This is a genomic window from Streptomyces sp. NPDC028308 (assembly GCF_055565855.1).
The window spans coordinates 114,244-127,905 of sequence record NZ_JBVHTO010000007.1; the positions used below are offsets into that span (position 1 = coordinate 114,244).

Annotated in this window: 12 protein-coding genes; 3 read left to right on the forward strand and 9 right to left on the reverse strand. The window is 72.5% G+C overall.

The annotated features are described in order from the left end of the window. The first annotated feature begins 219 nt into the window (after nucleotides 1–219). The 3 genes from ACZ4VA_RS17300 (at nucleotide 220) to ACZ4VA_RS17310 (ending at nucleotide 2,631) form a co-directional block, all read left to right on the forward strand. On the forward strand, nucleotides 220–786 hold the full coding sequence (locus tag ACZ4VA_RS17300; RefSeq protein WP_356239143.1) for a SigE family RNA polymerase sigma factor: 567 nt from the start codon (nucleotides 220–222) through the stop codon (nucleotides 784–786). Then, nucleotides 783–1,655, forward strand: coding sequence for a hypothetical protein (locus ACZ4VA_RS17305; RefSeq protein WP_356239140.1), 873 nt, complete (start codon nucleotides 783–785; stop codon nucleotides 1,653–1,655). Before ACZ4VA_RS17300 ends, ACZ4VA_RS17305 begins: the two co-directional genes overlap by 4 nt. A 145-nt stretch (nucleotides 1,656–1,800) precedes the next feature. Then, nucleotides 1,801–2,631 carry a pectate lyase gene (locus tag ACZ4VA_RS17310; RefSeq protein WP_355795021.1) on the forward strand — a complete coding sequence of 277 codons (831 nt, stop codon included), beginning with the start codon at nucleotides 1,801–1,803 and terminating at the stop codon, nucleotides 2,629–2,631. Nucleotides 2,632–2,809: 178 nt separating this feature from the next. Here ACZ4VA_RS17310 and ACZ4VA_RS17315 read toward each other — a convergent pair whose 3' ends face one another. The 9 genes from ACZ4VA_RS17315 to ACZ4VA_RS17355 form a co-directional block, all read right to left on the reverse strand. After that, on the reverse strand, nucleotides 2,810–3,931 hold the full coding sequence (locus tag ACZ4VA_RS17315; protein ID WP_468081901.1) for a pectinesterase family protein: 1,122 nt from the start codon (nucleotides 3,929–3,931) through the stop codon (nucleotides 2,810–2,812). Nucleotides 3,932–4,191: 260 nt separating this feature from the next. Next, nucleotides 4,192–5,523 carry a pectate lyase family protein gene (locus ACZ4VA_RS17320; RefSeq protein WP_355792427.1) on the reverse strand — a complete coding sequence of 444 codons (1,332 nt, stop codon included), beginning with the start codon at nucleotides 5,521–5,523 and terminating at the stop codon, nucleotides 4,192–4,194. Nucleotides 5,524–5,541: 18 nt separating this feature from the next. After that, on the reverse strand, nucleotides 5,542–6,348 hold the full coding sequence (locus ACZ4VA_RS17325; RefSeq protein ID WP_356239128.1) for a rhamnogalacturonan acetylesterase: 807 nt from the start codon (nucleotides 6,346–6,348) through the stop codon (nucleotides 5,542–5,544). Between the two features lie 108 nt (nucleotides 6,349–6,456). Beyond that, on the reverse strand, nucleotides 6,457–7,809 hold the full coding sequence (locus ACZ4VA_RS17330; RefSeq protein WP_355795105.1) for an ABC transporter substrate-binding protein: 1,353 nt from the start codon (nucleotides 7,807–7,809) through the stop codon (nucleotides 6,457–6,459). A gap of 267 nt (nucleotides 7,810–8,076) precedes the next feature. Continuing rightward, nucleotides 8,077–9,645: a glycoside hydrolase family 43 protein gene (locus tag ACZ4VA_RS17335; RefSeq protein ID WP_389390697.1), complete on the reverse strand. Its 1,569-nt coding sequence runs from the start codon at nucleotides 9,643–9,645 to the stop codon at nucleotides 8,077–8,079. Further along, the gene (locus ACZ4VA_RS17340) at nucleotides 9,642–10,484 is read right to left on the reverse strand and encodes a DUF6807 domain-containing protein (protein ID WP_355788118.1); all 843 of its coding nucleotides are present in this window, start codon (nucleotides 10,482–10,484) and stop codon (nucleotides 9,642–9,644) included. The genes ACZ4VA_RS17335 and ACZ4VA_RS17340 overlap by 4 nt, the downstream gene beginning before the upstream one ends. Next, on the reverse strand, nucleotides 10,481–11,674 hold the full coding sequence (locus ACZ4VA_RS17345; protein ID WP_468081905.1) for a Gfo/Idh/MocA family protein: 1,194 nt from the start codon (nucleotides 11,672–11,674) through the stop codon (nucleotides 10,481–10,483). The genes ACZ4VA_RS17340 and ACZ4VA_RS17345 overlap by 4 nt, the downstream gene beginning before the upstream one ends. Continuing rightward, nucleotides 11,671–12,573 (reverse strand): carbohydrate ABC transporter permease, encoded by a 903-nt coding sequence (locus ACZ4VA_RS17350; RefSeq protein ID WP_388905370.1) that lies wholly within the window; start codon nucleotides 12,571–12,573, stop codon nucleotides 11,671–11,673. The genes ACZ4VA_RS17345 and ACZ4VA_RS17350 overlap by 4 nt, the downstream gene beginning before the upstream one ends. Continuing rightward, the gene (locus ACZ4VA_RS17355) at nucleotides 12,570–13,505 is read right to left on the reverse strand and encodes a carbohydrate ABC transporter permease (RefSeq protein ID WP_355788123.1); all 936 of its coding nucleotides are present in this window, start codon (nucleotides 13,503–13,505) and stop codon (nucleotides 12,570–12,572) included. The genes ACZ4VA_RS17350 and ACZ4VA_RS17355 overlap by 4 nt, the downstream gene beginning before the upstream one ends. Nucleotides 13,506–13,662 lie beyond the last annotated feature (157 nt).

Here is a 13,662-nt window from a genome sequence, read left to right on the forward strand (position 1 = left end):
GCTGGCTGGATTGTTCCCGTGCTGCGCCCCGTTCAGGTTTTCCCCGTGTTACGGAATCGGGTTCGGCCCGCCATACGCCGTTCGAAGACCCGTACGTACGCTGGTACGCTCACGCATCTCGCCCTGGCGGCCCGCGAGTCGGCGCCCGGGTCGAACCGGGGGCCGTATACGCGCCCCCAGCACCGGTCGCCGAGAAGACGCAGCGAGGAGAGGTCGCCCGTGGGCACGGTCGTCGACGACGCCGCCTCCGTGGAGTTCCACGCCTTCTTCGAACGGCACTACGCCGAACTGGCGCGTCTGGCCCACCTGTTGACGGGCGAGGCGGACGCGGCCGACGACCTCGCGGCGGACGCGCTGCTCGCCCTGTGGCACCGCTGGGACCGGGTACGCGCCGCGGACCATCCTGTGGCGTACGCGCGGGGCGTGGTCGCCAACCTGGCCCGCACCCGCGTACGCAGCGCGGTGCGCGAGCGCCGCCGGATCACCCTGTTCTGGTCGCAGCGCGAGGACAGGGTCGAGAACCCCGACGTGCCGGGGGTGGTGGACGTCCAGGAGGCGCTGCGCCGGCTGCCGTTCCGCAAGCGCGCGTGCGTGGTGCTGCGGCACGCCTTCGACCTCTCGGAGAAGGACACGGCGCTCGCGCTCGGTGTCTCGGTCGGTACGGTGAAGAGCCAGACGTCCAAGGGGATGGCCGAACTGCAGCGGCTCCTCGGGACGCAGGAGGCCCCGCGGCGCGTGCACGCAGCGGTGCTGCGCGCGGGCGGAGCCGGAGGAACGGACCGATGAGGAAGGCGCCGGACGTGCACGACGAGCTGCGCGGCAGGCTGCGGGAGGCGGTCGGGTCGCACGAGCCGGACCGGGCACGCATGCTGGCCCGCGTCGAGCGCGGGATGGCGGGCTCCGACGAGGGCCCCGCGCGCACGGCGGGCCCCAGGGCTCTGGGCTGGGTCCGGGTCGTCGGCGCCACGGCCGCGGTCGCCGGTGTCCTCGCGGTGGGCGGCTACGCGGTCGCGTCGGCCCTGCGGGACGAGGGCCCCGCGCAGCGGACCGTCGCCGTCTCCCCCTCCCCCGACGCCTCCCCGGGCGCGACGAGCCGGGCACCGCGGCCGGCGGACTCGCCGGAAGGTTCGGGCGCGCCGGAGCGGTCCGGGAAACCGGCCGCGTCCCCGTCGCCCACGCCGACGGCCCGGGACGGCGCCGCGGCGTCCGCTCCCGCGACGCCGCGGTCACCCGCGGCGGGTGTCGAGGACGGCCCGCTGTGGTCCGACGGATCGGTCGACCCGCACAGCAACGACTTCTGGGCGCAGAGCGAGGTGACCCTCAAGACGGGGAGGCGGCTCACGGCGCTCACCGTGGAGTTGCGGATCGCGCTCACCGGCGGGGTGTCGTCGGCCGGTGCCTGGCGGTCGCTGCCGGAGGACGACTTCACGCTGACGGTGGACGAACGTGACGGGTTCCTCGTCTACACGTGGGTCCTCAAGGCGGGCCGCGGCGTCCCGGCCGGCGAGTGGGTGTTCGCCGGCCAGTACGACCATGCGCGCGGCGGCCGGGACGCGAAGGACGACCGCTACACGGCGACCGCCGAGGCGGCGGACCTGCGGCTGCGCGTGGCCGGCGACTTCGCGCGCCGGGGCACGGACGACGGTGGCTCCTAGCGGCGTCCGGCCGCGGCCCGTGGAGGAACGGATCGCGGTCCGTGGAGACGCGGTGTGAGAAAAGTGCGCGTGGGCGGCAACCCTTTCCGGGCGGGCGGCGACCAGGAGACGTAAAGATCTCCCCCACCCCCAAGGAACACGGTTCATGACTGCACGAGTCGAACAGCGCGTACGCCACCGCCGCACGGTCACCCGGCGGCGCGCCGTCATCGGCGGCGCGGCCGCTCTCGGCCTCACCGGCGCGGCGATCGTCACCACCTCGATGCTGGGCACGGCCGGCGCCGCGACGTCCTGGCCGGACGCCAAGGGCAGCAAGGCCGTGACGAAGACGATCGAGGTCTCGGGCACCTACGACGGCAAGCTGCGCGAGTTCCACGGCAGCGGCGCCCTCGGCGACGGCGGGCAGTCCGAGGGCCAGGACCCCGTCTTCGAGCTGGCGGACGGCGCGGTCCTCAAGAACGTCGTCATCGGCACCCCGGGTGCCGACGGCGTGCACTGCAAGGGCAGTTGCACCCTGCGGAACGTGTGGTGGCTGGACGTCGGCGAGGACGCGGCGAGCTTCAAGGGCACCTCGTCGTCGGCCACCTACACCGTGACCGGGGGCGGCGCCAGGTCCGCCTCGGACAAGGTGTTCCAGTTCAACGGTGCCGGCAAGCTGACCGTGACCGGCTTCCAGGTCGAGAACTTCGGCAAGCTGGTCCGCTCGTGCGGCAACTGCTCCAAGCAGTACAAGCGCACGATCGTCGTGGACGACGTCGACGTGACCACGCCGGGCAAGACGCTGGTCGGCGTCAACGCCAACTACGGGGACACCGCGACGCTCAGCAGGGTGCGCGTCCACGGCGACGGCGGCAAGAAGATCAAGCCGTGCGTCCGCTTCCAGGGCAACAACACCGGCAAGGAGCCCACGCAGCTCGGCAGCGGCCCCGACGGCACCACCTGCAAGTACAAGGCGTCGGACGTCAGTTACGACTGACCGCCCCGCCGTCTCCGAGTCCCGCCGGCCGAACCCCCTCGGCCGGCGGAGCAACACCCCTGCCGGTGAGGGCCGGTGGGACGACGCCCACGCCGGTGACGACCGGCGGGGGCGTCCGTGCGTACGGGGCACGGCAGTTCGCGCCGGCCCTGGTGTAGGAGAGCGTAAGCCGTGTCTGTCAGCACTCCCTCCACGGTGTCCAGTCGCCGAGGTACGCCTTGCGGGTCGCCGACGCGGCCTCGGTCCGAGTGAGCTGGGGCCGGTTCTCCGGGACCGGAACGGCGGCGCCCGGGCCCGTGTTGCGGTACTCGGCGAAGCGCTGGTCCTGCCACGGGTGGGCGGCCGACATGTCGGTGTAGGGCGCGCGGGCGTCGGTCCCGGCGTCCAGGCGGGTGTCGCGGACGGTCAGCATGGGGCGGGCGGTGGGGTCCGAGCCGGGCACCCAGGGCCGGGCCAGCTTGTAGTACGCGTCCGGCGCCCCGCTGGTGATCCGGCTGTGCGTGACGAGGTAGCCGCGCGGGTTGGCGGCGGCGGTGGACGGGGCGAAGACGAAGCCGTAGGGGGCGCCGGCGAGGTCGGTGCGGTCCAGGGTGTGGAAGCGGCAGTGGTCGAACACCGCGGTCGCCCGGCCGAAGACGAAGTCCACGTCGCCCTCGGCGTAGCAGTGGGCGTAGTACTGGCGGGCGAAGGTGCCGAGCGCCGCCGAGTCGGCGTACAGCGTGTCCTGGTGGCCGAGGAACCGGCAGTGGTGGAAGGCGGAGCGGTCGCCCTGGACCTTGAGGGCGACGGCCTGGGTGCCGGTGGTCTCCGGGTGGTCGGCGCGCAGCCAGTCGTTGGCGAAGGTGATCCAGCGGGCGGTGAAGCCGTCGGCCTGCACGGTGGTGGTGGCGGATCCGGTCGTGCCGTAGGTGCCGCCGCCGGGCTTCGGGGTGCCGTTGGCGTTGTCGTAGACGACCACGACGTCACGGGGGTTCTCGGAGGCGCCGATCCAGGTCATGTCCGTACGCGCGGTGCCGACGGCGACCGTCTCGCGGTAGACGCCGGGGGCGATGACGAGGGTGGTGCCGGCGCCGGTGGTGGCGCTGACCGCGGCCTGGACGCCGGTGAAGTCACCGGCGCCGGACGCGTCCACGTACACGGTCCGCTCCGTGAGGCGGGCGGCGGGCGAGCCGTACCGTCCGAAGGGTGACCGCGGGGCCGCGTGCGCGGGGCCGGACAGTCCGAGCGCGAGGGCGGCTCCGGTGCCGGCGACGAGGAAGGTCCTGCGTCCGGGGGCGGGCCGGGGATGACGCGAGGGCATGGTGATGCTCCTTCGCCGCGGCCCGGGTCTTCGCCAGGTCGCGGAGGCGGTGGTGGGGAGGGGGCGGAGCGGCAGGCCCCGGTCCGGACCCCGAGAGGTTCCGGGTGCGGGGCCGGAGCCAGGTTCCGGGTGCGGGTGCGGGTGCGCAGCCAGGTTCCGGGTGCGGGTGCGGGTGCGGGTGTGGGGCCGGAGGGCCGGAGCGGCGGGCCCCGGGTGCGGGGCGCGTGCGGAGCCGCTCCGGCCCGGCCGGTCGGCGCGGGTCAGCAGATCTTTCCGGCGCCCGCGCGGTGGTCGACGATGCCGGGCACCGCCTTCGGGGAGTCGACCCGCGTGCGCAGGGTCGGCGTCCAGCCCGCCCCCGACTGGAGCGTCTCCGCCGGGATCTCCGCGTTGTGCACGGCGATCAGGTCGACGGGTGCGCCGTTGACGTGGTTGCCCGTGGCGGTGACCGGGGCCTCCTTCCACTTCTTGAGGATCTTCGCGGCGCTGACGCCGGCCGGCAGCGTGAACGCGTTCTTCTCGGCGACGAGCCGGGACTCCATGCCGATGCCGAAGCTGTAGGCGTACGACGTGTCGGCGACGTAGTGGTTGTTGTACGCGTCGACCTGCCCGAAGCGGACGCGCGGGGCGCGCTCGACGACGCCGGAGAACAGGTTGTGGTGCAGCGTCACCTTGAGGTGGCCGCGGTCGACGGCGGCGGTGGCCGCGCTGTCGCTGTTGCCGATCATGAGGGTCTTGTCGTGCTCGGTGAAGACGTTCCAGGAGGCCGTCACGAAGTCGGCGCCCTTCACGATGTCGAGCTCGCCGTCGTGCTGCTGGTAGACCATGCCGAAGTACCTGGGCAGCGAACTGTCGGGATGGGCGCCGTCGGTGAACGTGTTGTGGTCCAGCCAGACGTGCGTGGAGCCGTACACGACCGCGCTGTCGTACTCGGAGTTCCAGTTGCCGGTGGCGCCGTCGGTGGGGTCCCACTGCGGGAAGCAGTCGAGGGGGCTCTCGACGGTGAGGTTGCGGACGATCACGTTGTCCACGCCGGTGATCTGCAGGCTCGCGCCCTTCAGCCCCGCGTTCCTCCCGACGCCGATGACGGTCGTGTTGGCCGGGATGCTCACCTTGACGGCCTCGGCCTGGCGGGCGGCGGAGATCCGGCGCAGTCCCTCGGGGCTGTCGGCGGGCTCGCCCTCCAGGTCCGTGTCCAGGCCCCAGTTCTCCGGGGAGTACTTCTCCAGGTAGGCGCCGAAGTCGTAGCCGTCGGCCGCGAAGGAGGAGCAGCCCGCGGCGTTGGCGTCGATCGTGCCCCTGATCTTGATGATCTTCGGTGCGGTGCCGCCCTCCCGGAGCGCGGTCCTGAACTGCTCCCAGGTGGTGACGGTCCTGACGTGCGCGGCGTCGGCCGCCGAGCCCCCGGTGGTGCCGGTGCCCGCGGAGCCCCAGCCGTCACCGGCGGCCAGCCTCTCGCGGCCCGGGTCGCGGCCCTGGGCCTGGGCGGTGGTGGTGCCCGTGACGGCCAGCACCAGGGCGGTGCAGCCGGCCAGGGACACGGCGGCCCGCAGGCCTCCCATGACACGTGCATGACGCTTGGATCTGCTCATCGTGCGGCTCTCTTTCCGTCAGGCGGTGGGCCAGGTGATCCAGGACTCGGGAACGTCGCCGTCGAGCCGGCGCACGTCCCGCGGTGCGACGGCCCGGCGGCGCGTCAGCTCGCCCGCTACGAGGCGGGCCACGGCGATCGCGCCGGGCGGGTTGAAGTGGGTGTTGTCCTGCTCCGTCGCGGTCCAGTTGAAGTACCTCTTGGTCTCCTCCGGGCCGAGCCGCTGCCACAGGGCGAGCGACAGGGCCTGGACGTCCAGCAGGGCGACCCCCTCCTCCTCGGCGAGCGCCCGCATCGCCGCCGGGTAGTCGCCGTGGGTCGGCAGGGCGGTGCCGTCCGCGTCGAACCTCCTGCGCTCGACGGAGGTGGCGAGCACCGGCCGCGCATCCCGGGCCCGCGCCCCGTCGACGTACAGCCGCAGCTGGTCCTGGTAGGTGGTCCAGGGCTCGGTGTAGCGGGTGGGGTCGGCGGTCTTCTCGTCGTTGTGACCGAACTGGACGAGGAGGAGGTCGCCCGGCCGGATCGCCGCGAGGACGGCGTCGAGGCGACCCTCGTCGACGAAGCTCTTCGAACTGCGCCCGTTCACGGCGTGGTTGGCGACCGCGAGGTCCCGGTGCAGGAAGAACGGCAGCGCCATGCCCCAGCCGGTCTCCGGCGCGGCGTCGGCGTACTTCTGGGCGGCGGTGGAGTCACCTGCGATGAAGAGGGTGCGCCCCCGCCGGGGCCCCTGCGGCGAGGGGCCGGCGGACGCGGGGGCCGCCGCCGCGGCGGTGAGCGGAACGGCGGCGAGGGCCGCCGCGGTGACCTGTCTGCGGGTGAGGGACACGTCGGGGTGCCTCGCTTTCGGCGCGCTGCGGGGGAGTTCGGGGGGCGGGGCCGGCGGCGGCGCCCTCGGACGGACCGCCGCCGGCCCCCGCGCTCGGGGGCGGAGCCGCTACTTCTGCTGCTGCTTCCACTCCGCCTGGGCCTCGTCGAGCTGGTCGGCCAGGGTGTGCAGGAAGTCCTCGGCCGACATCTTGCCGAGCAGGACCTTCTGGAAGTTCGGCTCGTTGTCGGTCTTGGAGATGGTGTTCCAGTCCGGCAGGTAGTACGGCAGCTGCACGATCTTCGTGCTGCCGCTGTTCAGTGCCTCGGCCGCGAGCTTGGTCGGCTCGGCCTTCTGGATCCACGCGTCCCCGGCCGCCTCCGTGTTGGACGGGATGGCGCCCGCCGACTCGTTCCACTTGCTGTTGGCCTCGTGGGAGGCGGCGAACTCGATGAACCGCCAGGCGGCCGACTTGTTCTTGCTGGACTTGAACAGGGCGAGCCCGTCGACGGGGTTGGACACCTGGACCCGGGTGCCGTCGTCCGTGGTCGGGTTCGGCAGGCCGCGGAACTTGTCGTCACCGAGCGCCTTCACGTGGTCCTGGTAGGAGCCCAGGTTGTGGCTCAGCATGCCGATCCTGCCGCTGTCCCACTGCGAGACCATCTTGGTGAAGTCGTTGTTGACGTCGGCGGACGGGGTGGCCTTCTTGTAGAGCGCGGCGTACTTCTCCAGCGCGGCCACGTTCTTCGGGTCGTCGACCGTGGTCTTGTCGCCGTCCCAGAACTCGGTGATCCCGGTCTGGCCGTACATCGCGTCCAGGGCCTGCGCGATGGAACCGGCGCCGCCGCGGATCGTGTAGCCGAACTCGTTCTTGCCCTTGTCCGTGAGCTTGGCGGCGGCCTCGTAGAACTTGGACCAGGTGGTCGGCGCCTCCAGACCCGCCGCCTTGAACAGGTCGGTGCGGTAGTACAGCACGCCGTTGCTCGCGGAGGTCGGGACGGTGAACAGCTTGTCCTGGCCGCCGGCGACCTTCACCGAGTCGAGCATGCCCTCGTTCAGCTTGCCGTCGAGCGGGCTCTCGGCGAGGCGCGAGTCCAGGGGTTCGAGGGCGTTCTGCGCGGCGATCCCGGCGAGCATCGCGGCACCGACACCGCCGACGTCCGGCAGGCCGCCGCCCTGGATGGCCGTGTCGTACTTGGACTGGACGCTCTCGGCGGGGATCCCGACGTAGTTGACCTCGATGTCGGGGTACTTCTTCTCGAAGTCCTTGATGATCTCCATCCAGACGTCACGGCGGACGGCCGTGTTGTTGTCCCAGAAGGTGATCTCGCCCTTGCCCGATCCCTCGTCGCCCTTGTCCCCGCCGGCACCGCTGCCGTCGTCTCCGCAGGCGGTGGCGGTGAGCGCGAGGACGGCGCTCAGGGCGACGGCCGTGGCCGCGCGGTACCCGCCTCGGCTGTTTCTCCGGATGCTGCTCTTCATGGTCGGCTCTCTTCTTCTGCTGGATCCAACGGGGTGGTGGGTGCTGCGAGTGCTGCCCCGGACCGAGCGGCCCGCGAGTCCCGTCGGGGGCTCGGGGTCCAGGGGCCGGGCGGGGGGCTCAGTGGCGGGCACGGGGTGCCCGGGCTCCGTCGTCCGCCGGGCCGGCGGCGGCCGTGGGGGCGCCCGGTCCCGGTCTCGGTAAGCGCTTGCTCGATGGGTGTGACATGGCGGCTCCCGACAGGCGTACGACGGAGGTGGAGTCGACCCTCAGGGGGTCGCGGTGACGCGGAAGTGCGTGAACGTGGCAGCGCCGGCGTGTCCGGTGCCGTCGGGCGCGAGCGCGAAGAGGCCGAGCAGGGCGCCGACCCAGCGCCAGGGCGTGGCCGCGAACACCGGGCCGGACGGCAGCGGGCCGTCCCCGAGATCGCAGGAGAAACGGCAGCGCGCTCCCGCGCCGATGTCGATCCGCAGCCGCGCCCGTCCTTTGGGGGCGGGCCGCGGGTGCGCGGCGTCCCGCTCCCGCTCGGTCACGGGCTCGGCGAAGCGGTGCACGAGCCGCACCGCCCCGTCGCTCCCCCGTTCGAGGCCGATCCAGCTGTAGGCGTCGCCGAGGACGGCGAGTCCCGCGCGGGCGCCCGGTTCCTCGCCCGTCAGGGCGAGTTCGACCTCGACGGTGGCGGCGATCCCGGGCAGCCGCTGCGTGAGTACGTTCGGCAGCAGCCGCAGATCGTGCGCGTCCGCCGTCCGTACACAGGTCAGCCGCAGTCCGTCGGCGGAGTGCTGGGTGGCCCAGCCGTCCTGGGGGTTGGCGGTCCACTGCCACTGCCGGCCGAACCGCCCGCCGGGGAAGTCGTCGTCGGTGCCCGGCGCGTGCGGAGGCTGACGCGGCAGGTCCGGCTTGCGGTGTACGGCGACGGGGGTGCCCGCGTCACCGAGCACCGGCCAGCCCGCCTCGGCCCCCGCGTCCGCGTCGGAACCGCCGCCGTCCGCCCACCGCATCGGCTGGAGGTGGACGACCCGCCCGTACGGGCCGCGGGACTGGAAGTGCAGGAACCAGTCCTCGCCGGACGCGGTGCGCACCCAGGCGCCCTGGTGCGGGCCGTTGACCTGCGTGTCCCCCTGCTCCAGCACGATCCGTTCCTCGTAGGGCCCGAAGAAGCCCCGGGAGCGGAAGACGCCCTGCCAGCCGGTCTCGACTCCCCCGGCGGGGGCGAAGATCCAGAACCAGCCGTCGTGCCGGTACAGCTTGGGCCCTTCGAGGGTGAACCAGCCGGGGATCCGGTCGGCGTCGACGATCACCTTGCCCTCGTCGAGCAGCCCGGTGCCGTCGGGCCGCATCCGGTGCCCGGTGAGCCGGTTCTTGACGCCGGAGCGCGATTTGGCCCAGGCGTGCACGAGATAGGCCTCGCCGCTCTCCTCGTCCCACAGCGGGCAGGCGTCGATGAGCCCCTTGCCCTCCTTGACCAGGTGCGGCCGGGTCCAAGGTCCGCGGATCTCGGGCGCGTTGACCTGGAAGACGCCGTGGTCGGGGTCGCCCCAGAAGATCCAGAACCGCTCGTCGTGACGGCGCAGGGAGGGCGCCCAGACGCCGCGGTCGTGCCGGGGCCTCGCGAACTCCTCGGCGGGTTCCAGGCGTTCGAGGGCGTGGCCGACCAGGGTCCAGTTGACCAGGTCCCGGGAGTGCAGCAGCGGCAGGCCGGGGGCGCGGCCGAAGCTGGAGGCGGTCAGGTAGAAGTCGTCGCCCACGCGGAGGACGTCGGGGTCGGACCAGTCGGCGTCGAGGACGGGGTTGCGGTAGGTCCCGTCCCCGAGGTCCGCGCTGAAGTCCCTGGTCACGGGCTCACCGCCTTGCGCACGAGGGCCGCTGCCGCGTCCCGGTCCAGGCAGCCGTCGGCGACCACGGTGACGATCCGCCGGACGGCCGTCTCCCCGGCGGCGAGCGGCAGCCGCTCGTCGTGGGCGAGGGAGGAGCCGACGCCCGGGTACTCGGCGGTGCGGACGAACCACGGGTCGCGGCGCGTGTCCTCGGTGGCGCCGGCGAAGACGAGCGTCCAGGAACTGCCCACCAGGGCCAGCCAGTCGGCGCGCGAGCCGTGGACCCGGTCCTCGCCCTCGGTGCCGGCTGTGAACACCCGCGGCGCCCCGGCCTCCTTGCGGGCCCGCCAGAAGAAGCCGCCGTAGGCCGCGCCGGGCCGCCCGTTGGTGGCGGGGCTGCCGATGGACAGCGTCCGCCCGGTCGTGTTGGTGAGCGAGAACGTGAAGTCCAGCGCCCAGGCGGTGTCGGTGAGTCCGGTGGCGGCGACCGTACGGCGTTCGTGCAGCAGCTCGCGGCTCGCGGCGATCCAGCGCAGTTCCTCCACGAAGCCGTCGGGATCGCGCAGTTGGAAGCCGCCGTGCCGCTGGGCGCCGTGGTTGTCCAGCTCGGTCGGTCCCCGGTCGCGGACGTAGGTGCGTCCGCCCCAGAAGTTGTGCCCCTCGACGTCGGGAACGGCGACACCGACGCCGAGGTGGTGGGTGTGGTCGGCGGGGCTCAGCTCGGTGACGGCCGTGCCCGCCAGGGTGGTGACCGGGTGGAGGTAGGGGCGGGGCGAGAGCCGGGGCGGCAGCTCGGGCCGGGTGACGTAACGGCCGACCGGGCGGCCGGCGACGCGCAGGACGAGCGAATCGTTGTTCATCGGCTGCTCACCTCGTTCGACAGCGCCCAGGGGGCGCCGAGTTCGGAGTAGAGGGCGAGGGTGTCGGCGGCGGCCGCGACCAGTCCGTCGATGCCGCGCACGACCCGGCGGTTCTCCCCGGGGACCGTCTCCCAGAAGTCCTCGGGCAGCGCGACCGGGTCCGGGGCCCGGCGGACCGCTTCGACGACCTTCATGAACGCGCCGGTCGACTCGGGGGTGACCAGCAGGTCGGTGCCGTCCGTCAGATGGGCGACCAGGTTCTCCAGCAGGTCCGTGCGGCCGTACTGGATCTCCTCGGGTCCGCGTCCCGACCGCTGCACGAGCACGCGGTCCTGCTTGTACCAGAAGGTGACGCGTCCGCTGCCGCCGTGCACCAGCACGTACGGCTCGTCCGGGTGTTCGGCGCACAGGGTGACGGCCACGGTGATCCGGCCGCCGTCCCGGGTGGTGACGCGGACGCAGGAGGTGTCGTCGGACTCGATGTCGTTGGCGCGCAGCAGCTCCGTCTCGATCCCGGCGACGTCCTCGGCGCGTGTGCCGCCGTCGAGTGCGAGCGCGGTGGCGACGGCGTGGGCGAGCGGGTTCGTCAGCGCGCCGTCGACCACGTCGGCGCCGTCCATCCGGCGCCTGCCCGCCCACGGTGCCCGCCGGTAGTAGTCCTCGTCCCGGGCCCAGGCGCCGGCCGCGCCGATCCCGGCCACCGGGCCGAGCGCGCCCGAGGCGATCAGCTCGCGGATGGCGGGCACGGCGTGCGAGCCCAGCGACTGGAAGCCGATCTGGCAGGCGACACCGGCCGCGGCGATGCCCTCGGCCATCCTGCCGAACTCGGCGTAGGACGGCGCGGGCGGCTTCTCCAGGAGCAGGTGCACGCCCCGTGCGGCGGCCGTCAGCGCGAGGTCGGCGTGGGTGGGGATGGGGGTGCAGATCACCGCGACGCTCGCGCCGGTGGCGTCGAGGAGGGCGCCGAAGTCGGCCGACTGCGCGGGGAGTTGGCCCGGACCGGTGAAGCCGTCCAGTTCCTCGCCGGTGAGCGGCGTCAGCTCGCAGACGCCCGCCAGCCGGACGAGGCTCTTGTCCTGGAGCCGGCGGATGTTGGCCAGGTGCCAGCGGCCGTGGCCGCGGGCACCCGCGAGGACGACGGGCAGCGGCGCGGTGCCGGTGGGCGTGCGCGGTGGCAGCGGGCGGCTCATCCCTTCACCGCCCCCGCGCTGAAGCCGGTGATCAGCCACCTCTGGATGAAGGCGAAGACGATGACCACGGGTACGGCCGCGATGATGCCGCCCGCGGCGAGCGCGCCCAGGTCCACGCTGTCCGAGCTCATCAGGGTGTTGAGGCCGACGGGGAGGGTCTGCTTGTCCTGGTTGCTGAGGAACATCAGGGCGAACAGGAAGTGGTTCCAGGCGTGCACGAAGGCGAAGGAGCCGACGGCGATCAACCCCGGCCGCAGCAGCGGGAGTACGACGATCCGGAAGGCGCGGAAGCGGTTGCAGCCGTCGACCCAGGCGGCCTCTTCCAGGGAGTACGGCACGTTCCTGATGAAGCCGCTGATGAGGATCATCGACAGCGGCAGCTGGAAGACCGTCTCGGCGATGACGACGCTGCCGATCGAGTTGATCAACTGGAGCTTGGCGAAGATCTGGAACAGCGGCACGAGCAGCAGGGCGCCCGGCACGAACTGCGAGCAGAGCAGCGCCAGCATGAAGGCGCGCTTGACCTTGAAGTCGAAGCGGGCGAGCGCGTAACCGCCGGCCAGCGCGACGACCGTCGTCATCACCAGGGTGGTCACAGCGATCAGGACGCTGTTCTGGAAGTAGACCCCGAAGCTGCGCTCGGTCCACACCTTGTCGAAGTGCTCGAAGGTGACGGGCCACGGCAGGAGCGAGGTCGAGCCGGCGGGCCGGAGCGCGAAGAGCAGGATCCAGTAGAAGGGGACGAGGGTGAAGACCAGGTAGACGGAGAGCGGGAGGTAGATGTGCCAGCGGGGGACCTCGTCCCAGGCGCGGCGGGTACGGCGTGGGCGCGGCCGGGGCTGCTCGGCGACCGGCGCGGGCACCACCGGGACGAGGGTCTCGGCGTCCTTGGTGATCACTTGTCTCCGCCTCCGAACTTGCTCAGTCGCAGATAGACGATCGAGCAGAACAGCAGAATCACGAACGCGACCGTGGTGAGGGCGGACGCGTAGCCGAAGTTGTGGGCGTCGACGCTGGTGTTGGCGATGTAGAGCGGGAGGGTGGTCGTCTCGCCCGCGGGTCCGCCGCCGGTCAGGGTGTAGAGGAGGTCGACGTTGTTGAACTCCCACACGGCGCGCAGCAGCGTGGACAGGACGATGGCGTCCTTGATGTGGGGCAGCGTGATGTGCAGGAACTGCTTGAAGCGGCTGGCCCCGTCGACCTCGGCGGCCTCGTACAGGTCCTTGGAGACGGACTGGAGGTCGGCGAGGATGAGGATCGCGAAGAAGGGGACTCCGCGCCACAGGTCGGCGACGACGGCGGCCGGGAAGACGGTGGCCGTGTCCGACAGCCAGCTGGTGCCGTACTCGCCGATGCCCACGTCGGCCAGGTAACGGGTGATGCCCGTCTGGGAGTTGTAGAGCAGCACCCAGATCGCGGAGGTCAGCACGCCGGAGACGGCCCACGGTGAGAAGACCAGCGCCCGGCCGATCGCCCGGCCCACGAAGGTCTGGTTGACGATCAGGGCGAGCGCGAGGCCGAAGAGGAGTTGCAGTCCCACCTCGACGACGACCCACTGGGCGCTGAAGGTCAGCGTGTCCCAGAACTGCGGGTCCTCGGTGAAGGCGTGCGCGAAGTTGTCGAGGCCCGCGTAGCCGTTGCGCCAGGGCTTGGTGGGGTTGTAGTGCTGCAGGCTGTAGTAGAAGACGCTGATCACCGGGTAGGCGATGAAGCCCAGCATGAGCAGGCCGGCGGGAGCGATCAGCAGGTACGGGAGTCTGCGCGGCGTCGACGAGCCACGGCGCCGCCGGGGTGGCGCGGGCTGTTTCGCCACGGCTGCGGCTTGTGCCATGACTGTTCTCCGTTCGTGGTGTGCGGGTCGAGCCGTTCTCGGGGTGCGCGCGTCGACCCGCTCGCGCCGGTCTGCGAGCCGGGCGGGTCACGCCGGTGCGGTCGGGCCGGTCGCGCGGTGCGCGCCGGTGCGGTCGAGCCGGTGGTGCTGTGCGCTT

What these genes read in the sequence shown, in the direction of transcription:
- ACZ4VA_RS17330 (WP_355795105.1), bottom strand. Translation starts at nt 7,809, where the DNA reads ATGAAGAGCAGCATCCGGAGAAACAGCCGAGGCGGGTACCGCGCGGCC.
- ACZ4VA_RS17355 (WP_355788123.1), bottom strand. Translation starts at nt 13,505, where the DNA reads ATGGCACAAGCCGCAGCCGTGGCGAAACAGCCCGCGCCACCCCGGCGG.
- ACZ4VA_RS17340 (WP_355788118.1), bottom strand. Translation starts at nt 10,484, where the DNA reads ATGAACAACGATTCGCTCGTCCTGCGCGTCGCCGGCCGCCCGGTCGGC.
- ACZ4VA_RS17345 (WP_468081905.1), bottom strand. Translation starts at nt 11,674, where the DNA reads ATGAGCCGCCCGCTGCCACCGCGCACGCCCACCGGCACCGCGCCGCTG.
- ACZ4VA_RS17315 (WP_468081901.1), bottom strand. Translation starts at nt 3,931, where the DNA reads ATGCCCTCGCGTCATCCCCGGCCCGCCCCCGGACGCAGGACCTTCCTC.
- ACZ4VA_RS17305 (WP_356239140.1), top strand. Translation starts at nt 783, where the DNA reads ATGAGGAAGGCGCCGGACGTGCACGACGAGCTGCGCGGCAGGCTGCGG.
- ACZ4VA_RS17320 (WP_355792427.1), bottom strand. Translation starts at nt 5,523, where the DNA reads ATGAGCAGATCCAAGCGTCATGCACGTGTCATGGGAGGCCTGCGGGCC.
- ACZ4VA_RS17310 (WP_355795021.1), top strand. Translation starts at nt 1,801, where the DNA reads ATGACTGCACGAGTCGAACAGCGCGTACGCCACCGCCGCACGGTCACC.